23 protein-coding genes are annotated in these 21,168 nt (G+C 65.0%); all 23 read right to left on the reverse strand.

The window, feature by feature from the left end:
- Nucleotides 1-3: 3 nt before the first annotated feature.
- On the reverse strand, nt 4-1,482 hold the full coding sequence (flgK, locus tag X268_RS25775; RefSeq protein WP_128927529.1) for a flagellar hook-associated protein FlgK: 1,479 nt from the start codon (nt 1,480-1,482) through the stop codon (nt 4-6).
- Between the two features lie 34 nt (nt 1,483-1,516).
- Nucleotides 1,517-2,749 (reverse strand): flagellar hook protein FlgE, encoded by a 1,233-nt coding sequence (locus tag X268_RS25780; RefSeq protein WP_128927530.1) that lies wholly within the window; start codon nt 2,747-2,749, stop codon nt 1,517-1,519.
- A gap of 120 nt (nt 2,750-2,869) precedes the next feature.
- Complete coding sequence (locus tag X268_RS25785; RefSeq protein WP_128927531.1) at nt 2,870-3,451, reverse strand: transglycosylase SLT domain-containing protein; 582 nt, start codon at nt 3,449-3,451, stop codon at nt 2,870-2,872.
- Nucleotides 3,402-4,745, reverse strand: a complete 1,344-nt coding sequence (gene fliK, locus X268_RS25790) for a flagellar hook-length control protein FliK (protein ID WP_128927532.1) — start codon at nt 4,743-4,745, stop codon at nt 3,402-3,404. Before fliK ends, X268_RS25785 begins: the two co-directional genes overlap by 50 nt.
- Nucleotides 4,742-5,920 (reverse strand): chemotaxis protein, encoded by a 1,179-nt coding sequence (locus tag X268_RS25795; protein WP_128927533.1) that lies wholly within the window; start codon nt 5,918-5,920, stop codon nt 4,742-4,744. The genes fliK and X268_RS25795 overlap by 4 nt, the downstream gene beginning before the upstream one ends.
- Nucleotides 5,917-7,230, reverse strand: a complete 1,314-nt coding sequence (locus tag X268_RS25800; protein ID WP_128927534.1) for a MotB family protein — start codon at nt 7,228-7,230, stop codon at nt 5,917-5,919. Before X268_RS25800 ends, X268_RS25795 begins: the two co-directional genes overlap by 4 nt.
- A gap of 6 nt (nt 7,231-7,236) precedes the next feature.
- Nucleotides 7,237-7,929, reverse strand: coding sequence for a hypothetical protein (locus X268_RS25805; RefSeq protein WP_128927535.1), 693 nt, complete (start codon nt 7,927-7,929; stop codon nt 7,237-7,239).
- Entirely contained in the window at nt 7,926-9,551 is a 1,626-nt protein-coding gene (fliF, locus tag X268_RS25810; protein ID WP_164937942.1) for a flagellar basal-body MS-ring/collar protein FliF, read from the reverse strand. The genes X268_RS25805 and fliF overlap by 4 nt, the downstream gene beginning before the upstream one ends.
- Before the next feature lie 298 nt (nt 9,552-9,849).
- Nucleotides 9,850-10,761 (reverse strand): flagellin N-terminal helical domain-containing protein, encoded by a 912-nt coding sequence (locus X268_RS25815; protein WP_128927537.1) that lies wholly within the window; start codon nt 10,759-10,761, stop codon nt 9,850-9,852.
- 266 nt (nt 10,762-11,027) lie between these two features.
- On the reverse strand, nt 11,028-11,933 hold the full coding sequence (locus X268_RS25820) for a flagellin N-terminal helical domain-containing protein (RefSeq protein WP_128927538.1): 906 nt from the start codon (nt 11,931-11,933) through the stop codon (nt 11,028-11,030).
- Nucleotides 11,934-12,199: 266 nt separating this feature from the next.
- Nucleotides 12,200-12,940 carry a flagellar type III secretion system pore protein FliP gene (fliP, locus tag X268_RS25825; protein WP_128927539.1) on the reverse strand — a complete coding sequence of 247 codons (741 nt, stop codon included), beginning with the start codon at nt 12,938-12,940 and terminating at the stop codon, nt 12,200-12,202.
- Entirely contained in the window at nt 12,937-13,380 is a 444-nt protein-coding gene (locus X268_RS25830) for a flagellar basal body-associated FliL family protein (RefSeq protein ID WP_128927540.1), read from the reverse strand. The genes fliP and X268_RS25830 overlap by 4 nt, the downstream gene beginning before the upstream one ends.
- 42 nt (nt 13,381-13,422) lie before the next feature.
- Nucleotides 13,423-14,130 (reverse strand): flagellar basal body L-ring protein FlgH, encoded by a 708-nt coding sequence (gene flgH / locus X268_RS25835; RefSeq protein WP_128927541.1) that lies wholly within the window; start codon nt 14,128-14,130, stop codon nt 13,423-13,425.
- Entirely contained in the window at nt 14,131-14,904 is a 774-nt protein-coding gene (locus tag X268_RS25840) for a MotE family protein (RefSeq protein ID WP_164937943.1), read from the reverse strand. It abuts the gene before it with no gap.
- 67 nt (nt 14,905-14,971) lie between these two features.
- A complete protein-coding gene (gene flgI / locus X268_RS25845) occupies nt 14,972-16,102 on the reverse strand; it encodes a flagellar basal body P-ring protein FlgI (protein ID WP_128927543.1) in 1,131 nt (376 codons plus the stop codon).
- Nucleotides 16,099-16,575 (reverse strand): flagellar basal body P-ring formation chaperone FlgA, encoded by a 477-nt coding sequence (gene flgA / locus X268_RS25850; RefSeq protein ID WP_164937944.1) that lies wholly within the window; start codon nt 16,573-16,575, stop codon nt 16,099-16,101. Before flgA ends, flgI begins: the two co-directional genes overlap by 4 nt.
- Nucleotides 16,576-16,588: 13 nt before the next feature.
- On the reverse strand, nt 16,589-17,377 hold the full coding sequence (gene flgG / locus X268_RS25855) for a flagellar basal-body rod protein FlgG (RefSeq protein WP_128927545.1): 789 nt from the start codon (nt 17,375-17,377) through the stop codon (nt 16,589-16,591).
- 18 nt (nt 17,378-17,395) lie between these two features.
- Nucleotides 17,396-17,725 (reverse strand): flagellar hook-basal body complex protein FliE, encoded by a 330-nt coding sequence (gene fliE / locus X268_RS25860; RefSeq protein WP_128927546.1) that lies wholly within the window; start codon nt 17,723-17,725, stop codon nt 17,396-17,398.
- A 2-nt stretch (nt 17,726-17,727) separates the two neighbouring features.
- On the reverse strand, nt 17,728-18,144 hold the full coding sequence (gene flgC, locus X268_RS25865; RefSeq protein ID WP_128927547.1) for a flagellar basal body rod protein FlgC: 417 nt from the start codon (nt 18,142-18,144) through the stop codon (nt 17,728-17,730).
- A gap of 11 nt (nt 18,145-18,155) precedes the next feature.
- Nucleotides 18,156-18,557 carry a flagellar basal body rod protein FlgB gene (gene flgB, locus X268_RS25870; protein WP_128927548.1) on the reverse strand — a complete coding sequence of 134 codons (402 nt, stop codon included), beginning with the start codon at nt 18,555-18,557 and terminating at the stop codon, nt 18,156-18,158.
- Nucleotides 18,558-18,622: 65 nt separating this feature from the next.
- Nucleotides 18,623-19,708 (reverse strand): flagellar biosynthesis protein FlhB, encoded by a 1,086-nt coding sequence (flhB, locus tag X268_RS25875; RefSeq protein ID WP_128927549.1) that lies wholly within the window; start codon nt 19,706-19,708, stop codon nt 18,623-18,625.
- A 13-nt stretch (nt 19,709-19,721) separates the two neighbouring features.
- Nucleotides 19,722-20,762, reverse strand: coding sequence for a flagellar motor switch protein FliG (locus tag X268_RS25880; protein WP_128927550.1), 1,041 nt, complete (start codon nt 20,760-20,762; stop codon nt 19,722-19,724).
- Between the two features lie 2 nt (nt 20,763-20,764).
- Entirely contained in the window at nt 20,765-21,154 is a 390-nt protein-coding gene (fliN, locus tag X268_RS25885; protein WP_128927551.1) for a flagellar motor switch protein FliN, read from the reverse strand.
- Between the last annotated feature and the right edge of the window lie 14 nt (nt 21,155-21,168).

A 21,168-nucleotide genomic window follows, 5' to 3' on the forward strand; every position in this document is an offset into this window, starting at 1 on the left:
GACTTAATTCCCCACGGCAGCCAGAAGGCTCTGCAACATCTCGTCGACGGTGGAAATGATCTTCGACGACGCCGAATAGGTGCGCTCGACCTGGAGCATCAGCGACATCTCGTCGTCCATGTTGACGCCAGCGACGTTGGACAGCGCAGCGGTGCTGCGGTCGAGCAGCGTGTTCTGATACTGAACGTTGTCGTCGGCGGTCTTGCGATGGCTTTCGATCCAGCTCGCCGAGGACGAGGCGAACTCCATCACGCTGCCGCTCGGCTTGCCCTGAGCGGTGACGTCGAACGGCTGCGGCGCGGCCATGTTGTCGATGAGCTGATGGAGCCGCGTCGAGAAGCCGGCATTGCCGGTCGTGTTGTAATTGTAGGCGGGGTTGCCGCTGATCGCACCGTCGCGCAGGAGATTGGGGTTGCCGCCCGCCGCCGGATCGACCGATGCGGCAACCGCGATCGTGCCGGCGAGGCCCACCGAGATCGTGGCGCTCGCGGGCATTGCCGGCGCGCCGGGATAAGTGAAGAGACCAGGCCTGTCTGCCAGCGTCGGGACGGCGGACTGGTCGCTCTCCTTGAAGGCCTCGATCAGGCCGCGGGCGATTTCGTCGAGCTGACTCTGATACGTCACCGTGTCCCGGTCGCGCAGCTGGGCGAGGCCGGCGAGCTTGCCGGATTTCAGCGGCATGACGGAATTGGCACCGGTCACGGGCACGCCGTCGATGAAGACGGCATTGCCGGTGGTGCCGGCGGTGTAGGCGTTGGTCGGCGCAAAGCTCACGGCCCGCGCCGTCTTGTCGAACAGCACGACGCCGCTGTCGGCATAGAGCGCCGCATCCCCGTTGGGACGGAGCGACATGGTGACGCCGAGCTCCTGCGACAGCTTCGAGACGATGTTGTCGCGCTGGTCGAGATAGTCGGTGACATCGTCGCCGGTGATCGTGCCCTTCACGATCGCGGTGTTGACGGTCTGGAACTGGGTGAGGAGCTGGTTGATGTTGGCGACCGACGCCGCCATGTCGGCGTCCGCCTGCTCGCGGACCGACTGCACGGTCTTGGTGGCCTGGTTGAGCGCGGTCACCATGTCCTTGGCGGAGGTCACGGCGGCCTGCGCCAGGGTCGCATTGTCCGTGGAATTGGCAAATTGCTGCAGCGCCTGCTTCAGCTTGTTGAGCTGCGCGGTGGGCGACTGTTCGAGCTCGGGATCGTCTACCGTCGCGGCAGCGATCTTCTGCAGACCGTCATAGATCACGCTCTGCTTGGCGGACGACGACGTCGCGATCAGCACGTTGCTGTAGAGGCCGGAGCTCGCCGCGCGCTGGATCGCCGCGACGTAGACGCCGGTGCCGGGCAGATTGTCCAGCATGGTGAGCTTGCGCGAATAGCCGGGGGCGCTGGCCCCGGCGATGTTGCGCGAGATCGTCGCCGACTGGATGCCCGACGCCATGAGCGAAGAGCGGGCGGAGTTGAGGGCGGCGGTAATCGACATGGCGTGCTCTTGCCCGAAACGAGCGCCGAATGGTTCAGCGCTTCAGGTTGACGACGACGTCCAGCAGGTCGGAGCCGGTCTGGAACGATTTCGAGTTCGCGGTGAAGCCGCGCTGGGCCTCGATCATGCCGGTGAGCTCGTCCGCGAGGTCGACGTTGGAGTCCTCCAGGGCGCTGGACTGGACCGTGCCGAGCCCACCGGTGCCGGCATTTCCGACCTGCGCATTGCCGGAGTTCATGTTGGTCGAATAGACGTTGCCGGGCTCGGGCGTCAGATTGTCGGGGCTCGCGACGTCGGCGAGCATGATGGTGTAGAGCGCCAGCTGCTGCCCGTTCTTGAGGATCGCCGTCACGTGACCGGCATCATCGATATCAACCTTGTCGATGGCCGCGGGAACGCTACCATTGACGGTCGCCTTGAAGCTGAAGTCGGTGCCGACCTGAGTCATGTTCGACAGATCCAGAGTCATCGCTGCGCCTCCGGGAACGGTGAAGGCAAGACCAGTCGGGCTTGCGGCGGCGAGCGCGCCCTTTCCGGCCGCCGTGGTGTCGAAGGTGAAAGTCGTAGCGGCACCGAGCGAGGTTGCCGTCGCGGAGTCGTAGACCTGAATCTGCCAGGTATCCGAACCGGCAGCCGTCGCCGTGTGGGACATATAGACGTCGAGCGTAACGGCCTGGCCGATATTGTTGTAGGCCACGATCGAGCTCTTCGATGAATATGACGCGGGGCCGGGCGGGCCAGCAATGACCGCCGCTTTCGGATCCAGATTGCCGGTCGTGAGCGTCCCCGCCGTCGACGGCACGGGCACCTGCGAAACCTGGGCAACGTTGACGATCTGCATGCCGGACAAGCTGTTCTGCGAGAAGTTGGTCACGAGACCAGGCTGGCCCAGAAGATAGAAGCCGGCCGCGTTGACCAGGTTGCCTTGGCTGTCAGGCACGAAGGAGCCGGCGCGGGTCAGATATTGCTGCGTGTTGTTGGCGTTCGACACCACGAAGAAGCCATTGCCCTGGACGCGGAGGTCCGTGGTCGACGTGGTGTACTGCGTATTGCCCCCGTCGCTGATTGCATAGCGAATCTTGGTCTCGACCGCGCCGGAATCGTAGTTGCCGGAGCCGCTCTTCAGGATCAGCGAGGAGAATTCGGTGGAAGCCCGCTTGTAGCCAGTCGTGTTGACGTTGGCGATATTGTCCGAGACCGTCGACAGCTTGTTGGACTGCGCGTTCATTCCGGAAACGCCGGTGCGCATAACACCATACAGGCTCATGAAGTGGGCTCCTTTGGTAGGTTGCAGCTACAATGCGGGTTCTTGCTTGCGCGGGGCTGATGATTGGGAGCGATGCACAACTTGTCGTCGTGCCGTCGGTTGTCGTCTCAGCTCGTCACGTCAGGTTGCTTTCGGCTGACAGAACGAGCGCGCCTTGTCCGTCCAGGCGCCGAAGCCGCTCGAGACGAGGTGCGCGACGATGTGACAGACGTAGCGCTTCTGCGCCGGCTGATTGTTGGGACCGGCATTGTAACGCGCAACGGCCATGGTCCAGCTGCCTTCGCGCTGCTTCAGCTCTTTCAGGAACCGCGCGGCATAGTCGACGTTCCTGGCGGGGTCGAACATTGTCCGCACCGAAGCGAACTTGTCGCCGTGATAGTAATGGTTGATCTGCATGCAGCCGAGATCGATCAGCTTGAGCCCTTTGCCTCGCATCGCCTCGAAATTCGCCATGGCATCGTTGATGTCCTTGGCGAACACGGTCTGGCCGTCTGCCCCGAGCGCGAACGGATGCAGCGCGCCGCGCCGTCCGGTCTCGGTGAGGCCGACTGCATAGAGAATGCCGAGCGGAATCCCGTGCTGCTGCGCCGCGCGCGCCATCTCGCGCTCGCAGGGGCGCGCATTGTCGGTCGCCGCTGCCGCGGCGCCGGCGCTACAGATAAACAGGGCCGCGGCGATTCTGCTGGCCAACGTCCTGGTCATGACGCGTCTCCTGATTGGACTGGCGTTCCTGCCGGGCCTGTCTCGCGCTGCCGTCGGACTGCCCCGACGACGTGCCGGTGCCGCCGAACGGTCCTTGCGACTGCGACGAAGGCTGTTGCTGGCCCGAGAGCTGTGGCTGCGACTGTCCGGAGCCGCTCTGGAATCCGTCGAGCGCGCCGTGCTGGACGGGTGCGACGTCGGCGACATAGCCCGCCGACTGCATGAGATCGCGGATCTGGTCGCGCTGCTGGTCCAGCATCTGGCTCGTGTCCTTGCGCTCGGCTGCAAGATGGATGGACACTTCGGTACCGACGAGGCGCAGGCGCACGGTGACGTTGCCGAGCGCGGGCGGCTCGAGATTGACGGTCAGGATCTTGAGCGGCTGATCCGGCGCATTGGTCTGGGAGGCCGCGAGATCCGGCGCTGCGAGCGCCGCTGGGCTTGCGGGGTCCTTCAGCTCGGCAACGACCGCATTGGCGACCTGTTGCGGGGCGTTGAATTGCGCCGGAGGCAGATGAGTCTCCTGCTGGACCACGGTGACCTTGGTCGTCTCGGGCAGTGCATCACGCCCCGCGGCCTTGGCCGCGCGCTCGACATTGGCCGTGACCGCCTCGAAGCCGGGTGTCGCGGGCATTGCGCGCGATGGCTCGCCGTCTTGTGCAGGCAGGGATTGCGGTGCGGCCGCCGCCGGCGAAGCCGCCTGCGGGCGCGCAGCGGTCGGAGCGGCGTTGGATGGGGACGCATCGGCCGTCGCCGCTTTCGCCGCGGCTTGAACCTCGCGCTTCGCCGTGGAGGACCGTTCCTCGCGGGCGGGCGCGTCCTTGTCGGAAGATTGCAATTGGACCTGCGGCTTCACGACAGGCGCAGCGGCGATCTCCTGCCCGACCGCCACGGCAACGACCGGCTGGGCCTGAACTTCGACCTTCGCGGCATGATCGGCCGGCCGTTGCCTTTCCGACGACCTCACGGACTTCTTGTCGGAAGCCTCCTCTGCGGACTTTGATCGCTCGGGCGACGCGATCAGCTCGGGCACCGTCGCGTCCTCGGGCTTGTCCTGCCCGGTCGGGTGGACCAGACGCGTGCGCAGCGATCCGGTCTTCGCGCTGGTGTCGCGGCCATCCTCGTTCAGGGCCTGCTTGGCGAGGTTCGAGACCGTGTGCAGCAGATCGTTGAATGAGGAGCTTGCCTGCGATTTCGCCCCTGCGCCCTTTTCCGAACGCGACGTCCCGCGCATGTTGAGGCTCTCGGCAAGACCCGAGAAGACCTGTCCGGAGGTTCCATTGAGCTTGGTCATGGACGACGGTCCTTGGTGAGGAGTTCGAGTTCACCGAGCTGCTTGCGCGCCCGCGCGAGCGTCGCGGTCGATGACGCCAGATCGAGACGCGCCGGCGTTGCCGGCGGCTTGTCGGCTGCTGCAGCGGATCCGCCCGGGAACGGTTTGCGGATATCGAGCGCGAGCTGCACCATGGCGTTCAGAAGGGGCACGTCGCGCTCGGGCAGCTTCGACCGGTCGACGGCCTTCAGCTCGGCGAGACCCCCGTCATATTCGTCCGTGAGCGCTCGCGATGCGCCGCGGAAGAAATGTGCCCGCTCGCGTTCGGTGGAGGCGTCCGCGCTGAGCGTCAGCGCCCGTTCGCCGGCAAGGCGCGTCACGGCCAGCTGTCCACGCACCATCGCCGCGCGCGCGATCACGAGATAAAGCTTGAGGCGGCTCGCACGATCGACCTGCTCCAGCATGGCCGCGATCCGCGCGAAGCGGCGCTCGTCGAGTGCCAGGCTCGATTGCGTCAGGCCCGTCGAGAAGCGCTGCCAGAAATCGCCGGCATAGATCGAATTGCGGTAGTGGCGGAGATAGGCCAGCGTCAGGAACTCGAACTTGTCGAACTCCTCCGCCTGCCCCACCAACAGGATCTCGCGCCGCAGTGCCGCTTCCTCCACCAGCGTGCCGGGCAGCAGCAGGCGTGCGTCGTCCAGCCGCTCGATCGCGAGCGATGCCTCGGCACGTGCGAACAGCGCGCCCTGGACCAGCGCGACCTGCCCGCCCAGGCCCGAGGAAAGCGCGCGCGGCTTGACGTCCTTGAGCAGCTCCCGCGCTTCGTCCTGACGGCCCTCGACATAGGCGAGCGCACCGTTGAACAGCCGCTCGTCCACGTTCATCTTGTCGCGCGGCAGCTTGCGGACGATTTGCGGCGCGCCGCCGCTGAGCAGGTAGATGACCACGGCCTGGCTGTTCTGCGGATTGCTCCACACGGCGGGATCGGCAGCGAGAAATTTCTCTCCGGTCTGCCGGATCAGCGCGATGTGGCTGCCGTGTGCGGCAGTGTCACCGTTGGCGATGCCGTCCTGCACCGCCTGCAACGCGCGGACGAGCTCATAGGGCTCGCCCGGCTGGGGCGCAGCTTGAGCATGCACGTTCGCCGCCGTGAGCGGCAGCAGCAGCAGGGCGGAGCATAGGAGCGGCCTGATCATGAGCGCTTCTCACGGATCAGGATCTCGATCCGGCGGTTCTGCGCCGCTGCCGGATCGTTCGGAAGCTTCGGCCGCCGGTCGGCGTAACCTTCGACATGCTCGATCCGCTGCGCGTCGAGGCCGGAGCGAACCAGCATGTAATAGGCCATCTGGGCGCGCGCGGTCGACAGCCGCCAATTGTCGTAATTCTCCGAACGATACGGCCGATTGTCGGTATGGCCGCGGACGATGATCATGCCCTGGCGTTTCGCCAACAACGGCCCGATCTTGTCGATCACGCGGATGAGCTCCGGCCGCGGCTCGGCCGAGCCGACCGCGAACATGCCGAAGCTCGCATCGTCGGTCAGGCTGATCAGGAGGCCCTCCTCGACCTGGCGCACCTCGGCCGCCGGCCCAGCGCCCGCCTTGATGTCCGACAGCGCGTCCGCGATTGCGGACTGAAGCTGCTTGATTGTCGGCTGCTGGGTTTGCGCCCCATCGCGGGGCTCGGATTCCTTCGTCGCATCGCTCTGGCGCGGCTGCGCGGCGGCGTTGGCTTGAACGGTCGTTTGGGCGCTGCCCTCGCGCGGGGATTGCGCCGGCGCGGGCCCCGGCGGCAGCAGGGGCGACAGGTTTGCGGAGGAGGCGTCCGCGCTCGGAGCCACGCTCCCGCCGGCATCGTCCGCCTTGGCACGCCGCGCCTGCGGCTCGCTCTGATTCGTGCTGGGCGCGCCGGTACGCGCGGAGACATTCGGCCTGGACTCGCTCTCGATCATGATATCCGCATCCTTGGCCGCTTGCGGCGCCAGCTTCCAATAGCCGGGGTCAAAGGGATCGCGGTAGGCATCGCCGCCCTTGAGGCCGTCCTCTTCGGCGGATGTCAGCGCGCCGGCGCGCCGCTGCCCCGAAGACTGGTTCGCGCTGTTCGCGATCTCGGCGAGCGTCGCGTAGGGATCACGAAACAGGACCTTCTCCTCGAAGGAGGCCGGCTTCTCGGCCGTCGGCGAGTCACCGCGGCGTTCCTCGTTCGAGCCGGCCGGCTGACGCTTGCCGTCCTGACCTTCAAACGAGGTCGGCTCCTTCTTGGAGAGATTCTTGAGGCCCTTCGGGGCCGGCGCGTTCTCCGCGAGCTGGATCGGATTGAAATAGCTCGCGACCACCTGCTTCTGGTCCTGGTTGAGCGCATTGAGCAGCCACATGACCAGGAAGAAAGCCATCATCGCGGTCATGAAGTCGGCATAGGCGATCTTCCATACGCCACCGTGATGCGCCTCCTCGGCGAAGGCGCTGCGCCGGCGGACGATCACGAGCTCATGCTTGACCTCTTCCATGGCGGGTTACCGGCGCGCGTCCTTCAGGCGCTCGCTCCAGGCCGAGATCTGCGTCTCGATCACGGTCTGGTCGGCCACGACGCGAACCTCGAGCGTTTCGGCGGCCTCGTACACAATGCCGGTTCGTCTCGACGCCTCGAGCTGCGTCTTGACCAGGTCGAGCAGCTCGCTCGGGCCGGTGACCTTGAAGGCCGGCATGGACGAGTTGCCGGTGAGCGTCGCAATCTGCTCGACCAGCGATCCGATCGCCTTGTCGCGGACCGCGTCGGCGAGGAACGGCAGCAATATCCGCGCCACGGAGCTTGCGACGTTGGTCTCGATCTCGCGGCACGCCGCCTCGAAGCCGCTGATGATCGCGACCGCCTGCTGGTCGGACCATTTGGCGCGCTCCTCGCCGAGCCGGATCGCGCTGCGGACGCGCTCCTCGGCAAGCCTGGCGTCGCCTTCCGCGACGCCGGCCGCATGGCCGCGCCGGTAAGCGTCGTCCAGAAGATTTGCCGCCGGCGCTTCCGCCTTGGGCGCCGGAGGCGGCGACTGAAGCTGCGGCTGCGACGAGGGCTGAGGCTGCGGCTGGGGCTCGCGCACGACCTCCTTCGGCCGGGTCAGCACGTCCTGGATCTTGGGCGGCGGAGACGGTGGCGACTTGGCCCGGCCGTTCGCGTCGAACTGCGTCAGGAGCTTTCCGATTGCCGCGTTCATGCCGCCTCCTCGCGTCGCATCCAGTCTTTAAGGATCGCTGCTGCCTGCGCCTGGTCGAGCCGAACGATCTGCTCCAGCCGCTTCTGCGGCGTTCGTTGCATCTTGCCTTCGAGATCCTCGACGAGGTTGAGTTCGGGGTCCTGACTCTCGGCCAGTGCAAGCGCCGCGGCAGCTTCGAGCTCAGCGGCCTCGGCGGCCTCGACCTGCTCCTGCTCCGCGCGGTGGGTCAGAATGCCGTTGACCGCCGGCCGCAATCCGAACCAGACCAGCATCGAAGCGACGGCCAGGATCGTCACCGCGTTGATGACGCTGCCGAGTTGCTTGTTGATCATCTCGACGAAGCTGATCGGCGGCACCGGCGCCAGCTCGCGCGAACCTTCGATGAAATCAACGGCCGTCACCTGGATCTGGTCGCCGCGCGCCTTGTCCAGTCCGCCGGCCGTCGCCGCGAGCTGGCTGATCTCGGCAAGCTTGCTGTCAACGATGGCCTGATTGCTCTTGTCGCCGAGATCGGCGACCAGCCGCGCGCGATTGACCAGCACGGCGATGAAGAGCTTCTTCACCGAATAGCCGTCGCTCACCGTCGTCGTGGTCTTGGACGAGACCTCGAAATTGGTGACGTCCTCGCGGCGGGGCTTGTCCTCGCTGGAATTCTTGCCGCCGCCGGCGTTGACCTGCTGATCGGGGAGATTCTGCTGCACCGTCGTCGGGGTCGAGCGATCGGCGTTCTGCGACGATTCCTTCTCGCGCACGTTCCGCACCGAGCGCTCGGCACGGCTCTCCGGATCGTACACGGTCTCGTTGATCTGCTTCTTGTCGGTGGAGAGCTGCGGCGCGACGCTGACCTCGAAATTGTCCAGGCCCAGATACGGCGTCAGCGCCTTGCGGATGTTCTCCTGTACCATGCCGCCGACCGTCTTCTGCAGGCTCGCCATCTTGGTCGGGGCGGCGCTCGCCTCGTCCTCCTCGGCGAGCAGCATCGAGCCGTCGGCGTCCAGCACCGTCACCTTGTCCCGGCTCATGCCCGGAATCGCGGCGGCGACGAGATGGCGGATCGACTGCGCGGTGCGCGCCTCGATCGCACCGTCGGTGCGCAGCACGACCGATGCCGAAGGCGGCTGCTGGGTCGCGCGGAACGAGCCGCGCACCGGCAGCACGATGTGCACCCGCGCCGCCTTGACACCCTTCATCAATTGCACCGTGCGCGCGATCTCGCCTTCCAGCGCCCGGAGCTTGGTGACCTCCTGCATGAACGAGGTGAGACCGAGCGATCCGATCTTGTCGAACAGCTCGTAGCCGGAATTGGCGCTGGTCGGCAGCCCCTTCTCGGCGAGCAGCATCCGCGCCTGCATGGTCTGGCTCGGGCGCACCGAGATCGCGTCTCCGGCCGTGTTGACGTCGAAAGCGATGTTCTGCTCGCGCAGCGCCGCCCCCATGCGCGTCACGTCCTCGCGGGTGAGGCCGGTGTAGAGCGTCTCGAATTCAGGCCGGCTGAGATAATAGGCGCCGCCGACGACGGTGACGAGAACGGCAAAGCCGATCAGTCCCAAGGCCATCAGGCGTCGCGGCCCAAGCTCCAGCAGATTGTTGAGCAGTTGCTGTATCTGCGCGCGACTGAGCATATGACCTCGTACCAATGCGAACGGAGACGACACTCCGCTGCCAACCTTGTCTGAAGGTTGCGCGAGGACACGAATGTGTCGGCTCGCGGGCACGGCGTTGCAATTTTACAAGAAACTTTGGGGACGCAATCGGCTCGCCGGCAACGAGCGGTCGCCTGGCCGCACGAGCGGTCGCGGCGTGTCACATGAAATTCAGCGTCGGGGATCTATTGCGCGGCACGTCTTGTGCCGTCATATCCGCCGGTCACGGCGGGGACCGTGCTCCCTGAGGGAGCACGGTCGTTTTCGAAAGCGCCGCTTAGCCGCGGAACAGCGACAGGATGCTCTGGCTGTTCTGGTTGGCGATTGAGAGCGCTTGAACGCCGAGCTGCTGCTGGGTCTGCAGCGCCTGGAGCCGGGTCGATTCCGCATTCATGTCGGCGTCGACGAGCTGGCCGATACCGCGATCCACCGAGTCCATCAGCGACTTCACGAACTCCGTGTTGTTCGAGATGCGGTTCTTGATGGCGCCGAGGTTGGCGGCGGACTGGCTGACCGTATTGATCGCGGTGGTGACCTGCGCGATGTAGCCATCGAGAACGGTCTGGTCGGCCGCCGAGTCGGTCAGCGCACCGATGTTGATGGTATCGACGGACGCGCTGCCGGAGACCGTATCGAGGATGCCGGCCGTGGTCGAGGTGTAGAGCGAGTAGTTGGCGACCGTCACCGTGATGGTGTTGATCGTGGGCGTGCCGCCGACGCGCGAGAACGACGACACCAGGTTGACCGTCGCCGGGGTGGAGGCGTTGGTGCTCAGCCAGTTCACGCCGTTGAACGTTGCCGCGTTGGCCACGTTCTTCATGTCCTGCTGGATCTGGGTGATTTCCGACTGGATCTTGGTGCGGTCGATACCGGCGGTCTTGGCTTCGACCAGCAGCGCCTGGAGCTTGGTCAGGCCGGAGTTCTGGTCGCCGATGACCTTGTTCAGGGCGGTGTATTCGGTGTCGACGGTCGCAGCCGACAGACCGAGCGAGTCGGAGACGGCGGAGAGCGCGGCGTTGTCGGCGCGCATCGAGGTCGCGATCGACCAATAGGCCGAGTTGTCCGAAGCGGTCGAGACGCGCTGGCCGGTCGAGATCCGGTTTTCGGTCGTCTGCAGGCTGGCGCTGACATTCCGGAGGGTCTGGAGCGCAGTCATTGCGGCGGAGTTGGTAAGCAGGCTGGAAGCCATCTTTGATGTCCCTTTGAAAACAGATTGAATGGGGACATACCGGGCTTGCACCGGTACGACAGGGCGGCATCATGCCTTTGGGCTGCGGAAATGCGCGTGAACCCAATCCGTCGTAACGGCCAGACTAGCCAGCGAAGCTTGTGCGGGGCTTGTGGCGCTGTGATCGCGCGGCAACAGCGCAGCCGAAATCATCGCGGGCGGCATCGCGCCAAAGGAAAGGGCCGCGCTTCGCGAGAAGCGCGGCCCTCCCGAGGTTGTCTCCGGACTTAGCGGAACAGCGACAGGATGCTCTGGCTGTTGTTGTTGGCGATCGAAAGCGCCTGGACGCCGAGCTGCTGCTGGACCTGGAGAGCCGCCAGTCGGGTGGACTCCTGGTTCATGTCGGCGTCGACGAGCTGGCCGATACCGCGATCAACCGAATCCATCAGCGACTTCACGAACTCCGAGTTGTTCGAGATACGGTTCTTGATGGCGCCGAGGTTGGCGGCGCCCGAAGACACCGTGCCGATCGCTGCGGTGACCTGCGCGATATAGCCGTCGAGAATGGTCTGGTCGGCCGTCGAGTCGGTCAGAGCGCCGATGTTGAGGCTGTCGACCGACGCACTGCCGCTCACCGTGTCGAGGATGCCGCTCGTGGTCGAGGTGTAGAGCGAGTAGTTGGCGACGGTCACGGTGATCGAGCTGGTGGTCGGCGTAGAGCCGACGCGCGAGAACGACGACACCAGATTGACGGTCGCCGGCGTGGAGGCGTTGGTGCTCAGCCAGTTGACGCCGTTGAACGTCGCCGCGCCGGCCACGTTCTTCATGTCCTGCTGGATCTGGGTGATTTCCGACTGGATCTTGCTGCGATCGATACCGGCGGTCTTGGCCTCGACCAGCAGCGACTGGAGCTTGGTCAGGCCCGAGTTGCTGTCGCCGAGGACCTTGTTCAGAGCAGTGTACTCGGTGTCGACGGTCGCGGCCGACAGACCGAGCGAGTCGGAGACGGCGGAGAGTGCGGCGTTGTCCGCACGCATCGAGGTCGCGATCGACCAGTAGGCGGCGTTGTCCGCGGCCGTCGCCACGCGCTGGCCAGTGGAGATCCGGCTCTGCGTGGTGGAGAGTTGCGAGCTGACAGACCGCAGGGTCTGGAGCGCGGTCATGGCGGACGAGTTCGTGAGCAGGCTTGACATTGCGAATGTCCCTTTATGTACGCGTTACATTTTCATCAGGGGACATACCGGGCTTTCACCGGTACGGAGGGGCGGCATCATGCCTTTGGACTGAAGTGGGTGGGGTCCACCCCGCCGTGACGCATTGCTAGCACGCCGAATCTTGCGCGCGGATTAAGATCGACTTGAATTTCGCAGCAATATCATATGGTTACCATTACCCTCTGGTAACCATGCGCTGGCACTTCTCGCTAACCATAACGGTTCGGCCGGCGGCTTGCCGCCGCTTACGAGAACGAGCGCACCAGTCCGGAGGCGAGCAGATTCCAGCCGTCGATCAGCACGAAGAACAGCATCTTGAACGGCAGTGCGAGGATCGTCGGCGGCATCATCATCATGCCCATCGACATGGTCAGCGTCGCGACGATCATGTCGATCACGAGGAACGGCAGGATGATGAGAAATCCGATCTCGAACGAACGCCTCAGCTCGGAAATCATGAAGGCGGGGATGATGACGCGCAGATCGACGCGCTTGTCGTCGAACTTCTTGCGAAAGCTCTCCGCGGCGAGCGACTCGAAGGTCTGCAGATCCTTGTCGCGGACGTGAGCCAGCATGAATTCGCGGAACGGATCGGTGATCTTCAGATAGGCCTGCTCTTCCGAGATCTCGTTCTTCATCAGCGGCTGGACGCCGGTCTCCCAGGCGCGATCGAAGGTCGGCGCCATCACGTAGAAAGTCATGAACAGCGCGAGGCTGATCAGCACCAGATTGGCCGGCGTGGTCTGGAGGCCGAGCCCGGCGCGCAGGAACGACAGCGCCACCGCAAATCGTGTGAAGCTCGTCACCATGATGAGAAGCCCCGGCGCCACCGACAGCACCGTGATCAGCGCCATCAGCTGGATGACCCTGCCGCTGGTGGAGCCGTTTCCGGGCGGCAGCAGCGAGTTGAGGTCCGGAATCTGGGCGAGCGCCACTTCGGGTAGCACGACCATGATCAAGGCGAGCAGCAGGACTTTCACTCTCACTGGATCACCAACGTCTCAATGATCAATTCGCGAACCTTGCCCGAGGAGCGGATGCTGGCGCGTTCGGTCAGGTCGTCGCGCAGATGCTGGAGCCCGCGCGATCCCTCGAACTGCGCGACCGTCGCGGACCGCAGATAAGTGACGATGTCCTCGCTGATGTGGGCGGCCAGGATGCCGGCGTCCTCGTCGCTCATGCTCTCGGTCACCATGGAGGCTTCGATACGGGCCCAATTGTTGGCCGGCGCGGCGAGATTGGTTACGATCGGGGACAATTTCCGCAAGCGCGCGCTGCCGGCGTAGCTCGAGGCGATCGGCGGCGGCGTCACGTTCTTCTTCGCGTCGGCGGCGCGCTCGGCCGCCGCAAACAGATGCAGGCCGGCCAGCGCGCCCGCACCGATCGCGACCAAGGTCAACGCCACGATGGCCGCAATCAGGCGCATGACGTCCCCTGCCTTCGCGACACCGCCGGACGAGCGCGAACTTCAGAATGGTGCCACGGCGTCATAGATCCGATGTCCCCATCCAGGCTGCTGCACGTCGGACAGATTTCCGCGACCACCATAGGACACGCGCGCCTCGGCGATCTTGTCGTAGGAGATGGTGTTGGCCCGCGAGATATCGCGCGGGCGCACGATGCCGCCGACGTTGAGCACGCGCATCTCGGTGTTGACGCGAAACTCCTGCGAACCACTGATCATCATATTGCCGTTCGGCAACACGTCGGTGACGATGGCGGCGATCGAGAGCTTGATATCCTCGGTGCGGTCGATCTGGCCGTTACCCTTGATCTGGGTGTTGGTGCTGAGGTTGGCGTTGGCCTGGCCCTTGTCGTTCCATCCCGCGACATCCATCAGCCAATCGAGCCCGAACTTGACCTGCGAATCGCGCGAGCGGCCGGTCTTGTTGTCGAGCTTGGCCTTGTCCTGCATCGAGATGATCACCGTCACGACGTCGCCGGTGCGCCGGGCGCGGGGATCGCGGTAGAGATCGGTGCCGTCGTCCCAGGTCGAACGATAGCTGACGGGCGTGCGCATGCGCGGCGTCACCGGGATCGGGTCGGCCTGGGTCCGGAGGCCGCTGCCGACCGGCGACATTTGCGGGCCGGTCAGGACCTCGGCCGGATCATGGAAGCAGCCGGCCAGGAGCCCGGACGCCAGGATGAGCGGGAGGATGAGGATCGGCTTCTTCATCTATTTGGTCTTTCCGTCGTCCACGCGACGCATGCCCCCAAGCAGGTCGGCGAGGTGCGCCGCGCGTGCCGTATCCATCTCGTTGAAGATTGCGCTCGAACTCCTCGGGCTGAGCTTGGCGAGCACGGCGGCGGCGGTCTCATCCGCCATGCCGGCGATCTGGGTCGCCGCAGCTTCGGGCTTCATGCGCGAATAGATCTCGACAACGCTGGCTTCAGCCTTCTTCAGGAAGTCGTCGCGGAGCTCCATCCACTTTTCATATTCGGCGCGCTTGGCCTCCACCTCGGCGATCCGTTCGCGCAGCAGGGTCTCGGCCTTCTGCAATTCCTTGAGCTGCCAGGCCAGCCTCGCATCGACGGCAGGATCGGCCACGTTGCTGCAGAACAGGGCGACTTCGTTGTCCGCAGACGCTGTGGCTTGCGGCGGTGCGGGCTTCGGCGGCGCCGTGACGCTGCCAGGCTTGGCCGGACGTACCGGTGCAGCTGCAGGCGCAGCCGCCGGTGCAAGCATCTCGGGAGCAAGCACCGCTCCGGTGGCCGCCGGGCCCGGATCTTCGGCCGCCCATGCCGTGGCCCGGATCGACGCATTATCGCTTGGCGCCACCGTGACCGGCTGCGGCTTCTGAGGGCCGGCCGCGCGGGCGCGCGCGAAGGACAGCAGGTTGAGCGGCTTCGACGTCTTGGCCTCGTCCAGAGCGCGCACGGGCGACGCGCTCGCGAGCACTGAGGCCGCAACCAGCAGGAGGAGTTTGGCTTTGTGATCCAGCTTCAGCATCGGGCCGTGTGCGATTCTCGGTCGAGATCCGAGCATTGAGCGACCAAGCTTGCACGACGCTTATGCATCATTGCACGATGACATCGGCCTGAAGCGCGCCGGCGGTCTTGATCGCCTGGAGGATCGCGATGATGCCCGACGGCTTCAGGCCAATCTGGTTCAGCCCGCGCACCAGGCGCTGCAGATCGACCCCGCTGAGGATGGCCACCTGCGCTCCGGCCTCGTTGGCCTCGACCACGGTCTGCGGGACGACCACCGTCTGGCCTCGCGAGAACGGCGCCGGCTGCGACACCACCGGCATCTCCGTGACACGGACCGTCAGATTGCCGTGGGTCACAGCAACGGTCGATATCCGCACGTCGCGCCCGATCACCACGGTGCCGGTGCGTTCGTTGATCACCACCCGTGCCGGCGTGTCCGGCTCGACCGTCAGCTCGCCGATCTCGGACAGGAATCGAACCGGGCCGATGTGGCGCGGCTTCGACAGCACGATGGTGCGGTAATCGCGCTCAAAGGCGATCTGCGCGCGATAGCGTCCGCCGGCGTAGCGGTTGATGGCGTCGAGGATGCGCGTCGCGGTGACGAAATCGGGATTCTTCAGCTCCAGCACCAGGAACTCCATCTCGTGGAGACTTCCCTGAACCTCGCGTTCGACCAGCGCACCGTTCGGAATGCGCCCGGCCGTCGGCGTGCCCTGGCTGACGCTCTGCGCCTGGCCTCCGACGCTGTACCCGGCGACCGTGATCGCGCCCTGCGCCACCGCGTAGACGGCACCATCAGCTGCGCGCAGCGACGTCATGACCAGCGTGCCGCCGAGCAGCGAGGTGGCATCGCCGAGCGACGACACGGTGACGTCCATGCGCTCGCCGGGCCCGATCGAAGGCGGCAGGTCCGCGGTCACCATCACCGCCGCAACGTTGCGCGTGCGCAGGGTGGTGGGACGCGGGGGATTGTTGGTGCTCGTGGTCTCGTTCCTAACATTGATGCCCATGTTCTCGAGCATCGATTGCAGGGACTGCTCCGTGAAGGGCGCGTTGCGCAGCGTGTCGCCGGTGCCGTTCAGGCCGATGACGAGGCCATAGCCGACGATCTGGTTTTCGCGCAAACCCTTGATGTCCGCGATGTCCTTGATGCGGACCGCGGCATGGGCGCTGCCGGCCGAAAGCAGCAGGACGAGCGAAAGCAGGAGCCTCGTCATGACCCGTCCACGACCTTGACGGTGCCGTCCGGCTGGACGATGCCCCTGATGATCACCCCGGTATCGGTATTGCGCACCGGGATGAGCGCGCCCGCCGCCCCCGACTGCATCGCCGAGCCGTAGGTGACGATGGACAGGCCGCTGTCTTCGACCACCACCTTGACCATGGCGCCGCGCGCAACGGTCCAGGGATCTTCCACCGCATTGCTGGGAATGGGCTGGCCCGGCAACAGCGCGCGCCGCGCCATGCGGCCGACCAGCACCTGGCGTGTTTCGATGAACATGGCAACGCCGAGCAGGCTCGGCGCGAAGGCGCGCTCGGCGATCATGTCGTCCCGGATCCCCTCGCCGGCGCGGATCGAAACCGCCGGTACCGGAAGCCGCTTCTCCTCGGCGACGGCGACGCGCACCGAGGCCAGAACCAGCAGCACGACGGCCAACCCGCGCATGATCAGGCCCACCCTGTTCAACATCGAAACACCGGAACTAGCGCATGCCCTTCGAGACCGTCTGGGCCATTTCATCCGAGGCCTGGATGACCTTGGCATTCATTTCGTAGGCGCGTTGGGCAGAGATCAACTCGGTGATTTCCTTGACCGGGTCGACGTTCGAGGCTTCAAGCCATTTCTGGTTGATCTTGCCGTAGCCGGCGTCGCCCGGCAGTCCGACGACAGGCGTGCCCGACGCTGTGGTCTCCTTGTAGAGATTGCCGCCCAGTGGTTCGAGGCCCGCTTCGTTGGCGAAATTGGCGAGGTTGAGCTGACCGATCTGCCTCGGGTTCACTTCGGTGTCGAGCTTGGCGAACACCTGGCCGGTCTGGTTGACAGTGACCTCCACCGTCCCCTGCGGGATGGTGATCGCGGGATCCAGCAGATAACCGTCGATCGTGACGAGCTGGGCGTTGGCATTGACGTTGAACGAGCCCGCACGGGTGTATTGCACCTCGTTGTTGGGACCGAGCACCTGGAACCAGCCGCGGCCGTTGATCGCAAGGTCGTAAGGATTGCCGGTCTGCGTCAGCGCGCCCTGGATGTGCAGCTTGCGGATGGCCGCCGACTTGACACCGAGGCCGAGATTGGCGCCTTCCGGGATCGGCGAGGAACCGTTGACGTTCGCCACGCCCTGCATGCGGTCCATCTGGTAGAACAGATCGGTGAATTCCGCGCGCGCCCGCTTGTACGAGGTCGAGTTGATATTGGCGATGTTGTTCGCGATGACTTCGATATTGGTCTGCTGGGCGTTCATGCCCGTGGCCGCAATGGCGAGCGATTTCACTTGGGTCACTCCTTCAGATCAAATCGACATCCGAACGACTTCCTGGTAGGCCTGCACGACCTTGTCGCGCACCGCGACCGCCGTCTGCAGGGCCTGTTCGGCCGACATCAGCGCCTCGACGACGCGCCGCGTCGATTCCTTGCCCTGCATCGCCGAGATCGACGCCGCCTCGCCCGCCTTCAGCGTTCCGATCGCGTCGGTCGTCACCTGCTTCATCACCGAGTCGAAGCCGACATCGTCAGTGGTCTGGACCGCTGCGGTTGCCGCAGGCGAGATGGCCTGCGTCTCGGTGGCGCGGCTCGCGGCCTGTCCGGCGGAGATCGCCGTGGATGAAATCGCCTCAAGCATCGTCAGCTCCTTAGGAGGTCGATTGTCATGCCGAGCATCGACCTCACCTGTTTCACGACCTGGAGATTGGCTTCATAGGACCGGTTGACTTCCCGCATGTCGGCCATCTCGATCATCATGTTGACGTTCGGCAGCTTGACGTAGCCGGCCTTGTCGGCGGCGGGGTGCCCGGGATCGTATTCAACCCGGTAAGGCGTGGTGTCGACGCCGATCTCCTTGACTTTCGCGAGCTGCGCACCCGCGGCCCGGTCCATCGCGGCATCGAAGGTGATGGTCTTGCGCTGATAGGGATCGGCGCCGGCCGTGCGTCCCGTCGAGGTTGCGTTGGCGAGATTCTCCGAGACAATGCGCATGCGCGTCGACTGCGCTTCGAGCCCGGAGCTCGCGACCGTCAGGGAGGCGCTCAGTGAATCCAGCATGTCAGTTCACCTCAGGCCTTTGCGCCCGACAGGACCATGCGGTGAAACGACCGCACGATCGCCGAGTTCATCGAATAATCGCGATTGACGTCGCTGCCCTTGATCATTTCCTGCTCGAGGCTGACGGAGTTGCCGGAGTGAACCACTTCCCAGCTATCCTTCTTCGCGGTCGCGCGCGTGTCGGTCTCGGCCGCGGACAATTGCATGTGCGACGGCGACGTCGTGGCGAGCCTTACCGGCATGCCGTCGAGCACCTTGTTGAAAGGCTCGACGTCGCGCGCCCTGAAGCCCGGCGTGTTGGCGTTGGCAACGTTGGTGGCGATGGTCGACTGGCGGAGCTCAAGATAGCGCGCCTGCGACGATGCGAGTTCGAAAAGATAAAGCGGTCCCACGACAGCTCCATTCCGGTCCATTCGGAGAGGAGCCTAGGTCGTTAAGCTTTCGTCAAGCTGTTGGGCCGGACGTCATCCTCGGAAATCTACTGAACCTTCTCGGTCCGCGGCGCCTGCTTCGACTGGATGAAGTAGATGATCTCGGCGACGGGGCGGAAGAATTCGGCCGGAATCACCTGATCGACCTGGACCGCCTCGTAGAGTGCGCGCGCCAGCGCCTTGTTCTCGATGACGGGAATCCGGTTCTGCTCTGCGACCTCGCGAATCTTCAGCGCGATCACGTCCATGCCCTTGGCCACCACGAGCGGCGCGGGATTTTCCTCGCGCTTGTAGCGCAGCGCGATCGCGAAGTGCGTCGGATTCGCGATCACAAGCGTCGCGCGCGCAGCCGAGGCGATCATCCGCTGCCGCGAGCGGTCGCGTGCCAGCGAGCGCAGGCGAGCCTTGATCAGCGGATCGCCTTCGGCCTGCTTGTGCTCGTCCTTGATCTCCTGCTTTGTCATGCGCAGCTCGCGCCGCCAGTGGAAGCGCGCCCAGGCGAGATCGATCGCGACCAGAATGATGGTCGCGATGCAGATCGCCGAGACGATCCGCATCGCGATGTTGAGGATCATCTCCGGCAGCGCAACCGGATCGGTGTACATCGCCTCGAACGCCTTCGCCTCCGATGAGCGCAGCACGAACACGACCACGGAGGTCACCGCGGCCAGCTTGAACAGCGACTTGACGAACTCGACGAGGCCTCGCGTTCCGAAGATCCGGCTCCAGCCGCCGATCGGAGAGATTCGCGACAATTCCGGCTTGATGCGCTCCAGCACGAAGCGCGGCGCGTTCTGCAGCAACGAGGAGGCGAGCCCGAACACCATGAGGATGACGACCAGCGGCACCAGGAAGCGCAGCGCCTGCAGGCCGACCACGGTGAGCAGGTTTTGCGCGTCCGCGCCGGTGGAAAGCGGGAAGCCTTCGGGATCGTCGAGCAGGCTCTTCAGGGTCGGCGTCAATTGCTGCACGCCCTGACCGATCAGGAACGCCTGAATGACCATCAGAGCGGCCATTGAGGCAAAAATAGAGGCTTCCCGAGAGACCGGAATCTTGCCCTGTTCGAGCGCATCGCGGACTTTCTTCTCGGTCGGCTCTTCTGTCTTGCTCTCCTGATCGGATGTTTCTGCCATGCCCGTTCAGCGGTCAGCGAAAGACCAGCTCATCCTCCTGGTCGGGGTTGAGCTCGATTTCACCCTTCTCCGCGAGGTCGAGCGCGAGGTCGGTGATAACGCGCCGCGCCTCCAGCACGTCGCGCTGGTTCGAGGGCTCGCCGATCGCGAGCTCGGCCTCGACGACGCGGCGAACGCGCGAGGCGACCGCGGACAGGATCAGCTCGCGGAAATGCTTGTCGGTGCCCTTCAGCGCGATCACGATGCGGTCGGTCGGAACCTGGTCGAAGATCATGGTGCGCGCCTTCGGCGCCAGGTTGATGACGTCGTCGAAAGTGAACAGCAGCTCCTTCAGCACCTCGGCCGACTTTGGCCGCTTCTCCGACAAGCTCTTCAGGATGTCCTCGATATGGCCGCGCTCCATCTTGTTGATGATGTCGGCGACACGGGCGTAGGTGTCGGCGCCGAGATTGCGGGCGAAATTGAGCGTCAGGTCTTCGTGCAGCGTCTTTTCGAGCACCTTCATCGCGTCGTCGACGATCGGCTTGAGGCTGAGCACGCGCCGCATCAGCTCGTTGCGCAGGCTCGAGGGCAGCTGGCTCATCACCTTGGCGGCACAGGACGGCTTGACCTTGGAGAGGATCAGCGCTGCGGTCTGCGGATGCTCCTTGGAAAGATAGGTCGCAAGCGAGTTTTCCGACACCGACGAGACGCGATCCCACACCGACCGGCTCGAATTGCCGAGCAGGTCCGACATGATCGCCGACACTTGGTCGGCGGGAAGCACGTCACCGAGCACGGCCTCCAGGCCGCCGAGAGTGCCGAGAATGTTCGCGCCCATGGAGAATTGCTGGGCGAACTCCTCGACGATGGATTCGAGTTCCTGCGCCGTGATCGGCCGCAGCTCGGCCGCGGCCTTCGTGACGATGCGAATGTCCTGCGGCTCGAATTGCGCGAGCACGCTCGCGGCGGCCTGCCGGCCCATAGCCAGGAGGAGCGCCGCGACCTTTTCCGTTCCACCCAGCGTGGCAACGCCTCGCTGCTTGACGGGGGCGATGCCGACTTGTGCCGCCATGGTCAGCTATCGCCCTGCCCCAGCGGTCCGACGATCTCCGTGAGCGAGACGCCAAAGCGGGAATTGTCCTCCTCGACGACGACCACCTCGCCGCGGGCGACAATGCGGCCGTTGACGACGACGTCGACGGGTTCGCCGACCCGGTGGTCGAGCGGAACGACCGCGCCGCGGCCAAGCTTCATCAGATTCGCCACCGGAATGGTCGCCGATCCCAGCACGACCTGCATGGTGACCGGAATGCGCAGGATGGCATCGACATTGGCGAACTTTCCGCTCTCCTCCGCCGTGCGCGCGGCGATCTCCGCCAGCCGCTCCAGCGGAGTCGTATCCGTGTGCCCCTCGTCGGAGGCGGTCGCTCGCGTGGCAGAGTCATAATCGAAGGATTGCGCCATCTGGTATCGCCTCT

This window comes from Bradyrhizobium guangxiense, assembly GCF_004114915.1.
Classification (GTDB): Bacteria; Pseudomonadota; Alphaproteobacteria; order Rhizobiales; family Xanthobacteraceae; genus Bradyrhizobium; species Bradyrhizobium guangxiense.

Excerpts from the sequence above, each read along its gene's own strand:
- flgK (WP_128927529.1), bottom strand. The coding sequence starts at position 1,482 with ATGTCGATTACCGCCGCCCTCAACTCCGCCCGCTCTTCGCTCATGGCG.
- X268_RS25780 (WP_128927530.1), bottom strand. The coding sequence starts at position 2,749 with ATGAGCCTGTATGGTGTTATGCGCACCGGCGTTTCCGGAATGAACGCG.
- X268_RS25785 (WP_128927531.1), bottom strand. The coding sequence starts at position 3,451 with ATGACCAGGACGTTGGCCAGCAGAATCGCCGCGGCCCTGTTTATCTGT.
- fliK (WP_128927532.1), bottom strand. The coding sequence starts at position 4,745 with ATGACCAAGCTCAATGGAACCTCCGGACAGGTCTTCTCGGGTCTTGCC.
- X268_RS25795 (WP_128927533.1), bottom strand. The coding sequence starts at position 5,920 with ATGATCAGGCCGCTCCTATGCTCCGCCCTGCTGCTGCTGCCGCTCACG.
- X268_RS25800 (WP_128927534.1), bottom strand. The coding sequence starts at position 7,230 with ATGGAAGAGGTCAAGCATGAGCTCGTGATCGTCCGCCGGCGCAGCGCC.
- X268_RS25805 (WP_128927535.1), bottom strand. The coding sequence starts at position 7,929 with ATGAACGCGGCAATCGGAAAGCTCCTGACGCAGTTCGACGCGAACGGC.
- fliF (WP_164937942.1), bottom strand. The coding sequence starts at position 9,551 with ATGCTCAGTCGCGCGCAGATACAGCAACTGCTCAACAATCTGCTGGAG.
- X268_RS25815 (WP_128927537.1), bottom strand. The coding sequence starts at position 10,761 with ATGGCTTCCAGCCTGCTTACCAACTCCGCCGCAATGACTGCGCTCCAG.
- X268_RS25820 (WP_128927538.1), bottom strand. The coding sequence starts at position 11,933 with ATGTCAAGCCTGCTCACGAACTCGTCCGCCATGACCGCGCTCCAGACC.
- X268_RS25830 (WP_128927540.1), bottom strand. The coding sequence starts at position 13,380 with ATGCGCCTGATTGCGGCCATCGTGGCGTTGACCTTGGTCGCGATCGGT.
- flgH (WP_128927541.1), bottom strand. The coding sequence starts at position 14,130 with ATGAAGAAGCCGATCCTCATCCTCCCGCTCATCCTGGCGTCCGGGCTC.
- X268_RS25840 (WP_164937943.1), bottom strand. The coding sequence starts at position 14,904 with ATGCTGAAGCTGGATCACAAAGCCAAACTCCTCCTGCTGGTTGCGGCC.
- flgI (WP_128927543.1), bottom strand. The coding sequence starts at position 16,102 with ATGACGAGGCTCCTGCTTTCGCTCGTCCTGCTGCTTTCGGCCGGCAGC.
- flgA (WP_164937944.1), bottom strand. The coding sequence starts at position 16,575 with ATGTTGAACAGGGTGGGCCTGATCATGCGCGGGTTGGCCGTCGTGCTG.
- fliE (WP_128927546.1), bottom strand. The coding sequence starts at position 17,725 with ATGCTTGAGGCGATTTCATCCACGGCGATCTCCGCCGGACAGGCCGCG.
- flgC (WP_128927547.1), bottom strand. The coding sequence starts at position 18,144 with ATGCTGGATTCACTGAGCGCCTCCCTGACGGTCGCGAGCTCCGGGCTC.
- flgB (WP_128927548.1), bottom strand. The coding sequence starts at position 18,557 with ATGGACCGGAATGGAGCTGTCGTGGGACCGCTTTATCTTTTCGAACTC.
- flhB (WP_128927549.1), bottom strand. The coding sequence starts at position 19,708 with ATGGCAGAAACATCCGATCAGGAGAGCAAGACAGAAGAGCCGACCGAG.
- X268_RS25880 (WP_128927550.1), bottom strand. The coding sequence starts at position 20,762 with ATGGCGGCACAAGTCGGCATCGCCCCCGTCAAGCAGCGAGGCGTTGCC.
- fliN (WP_128927551.1), bottom strand. The coding sequence starts at position 21,154 with ATGGCGCAATCCTTCGATTATGACTCTGCCACGCGAGCGACCGCCTCC.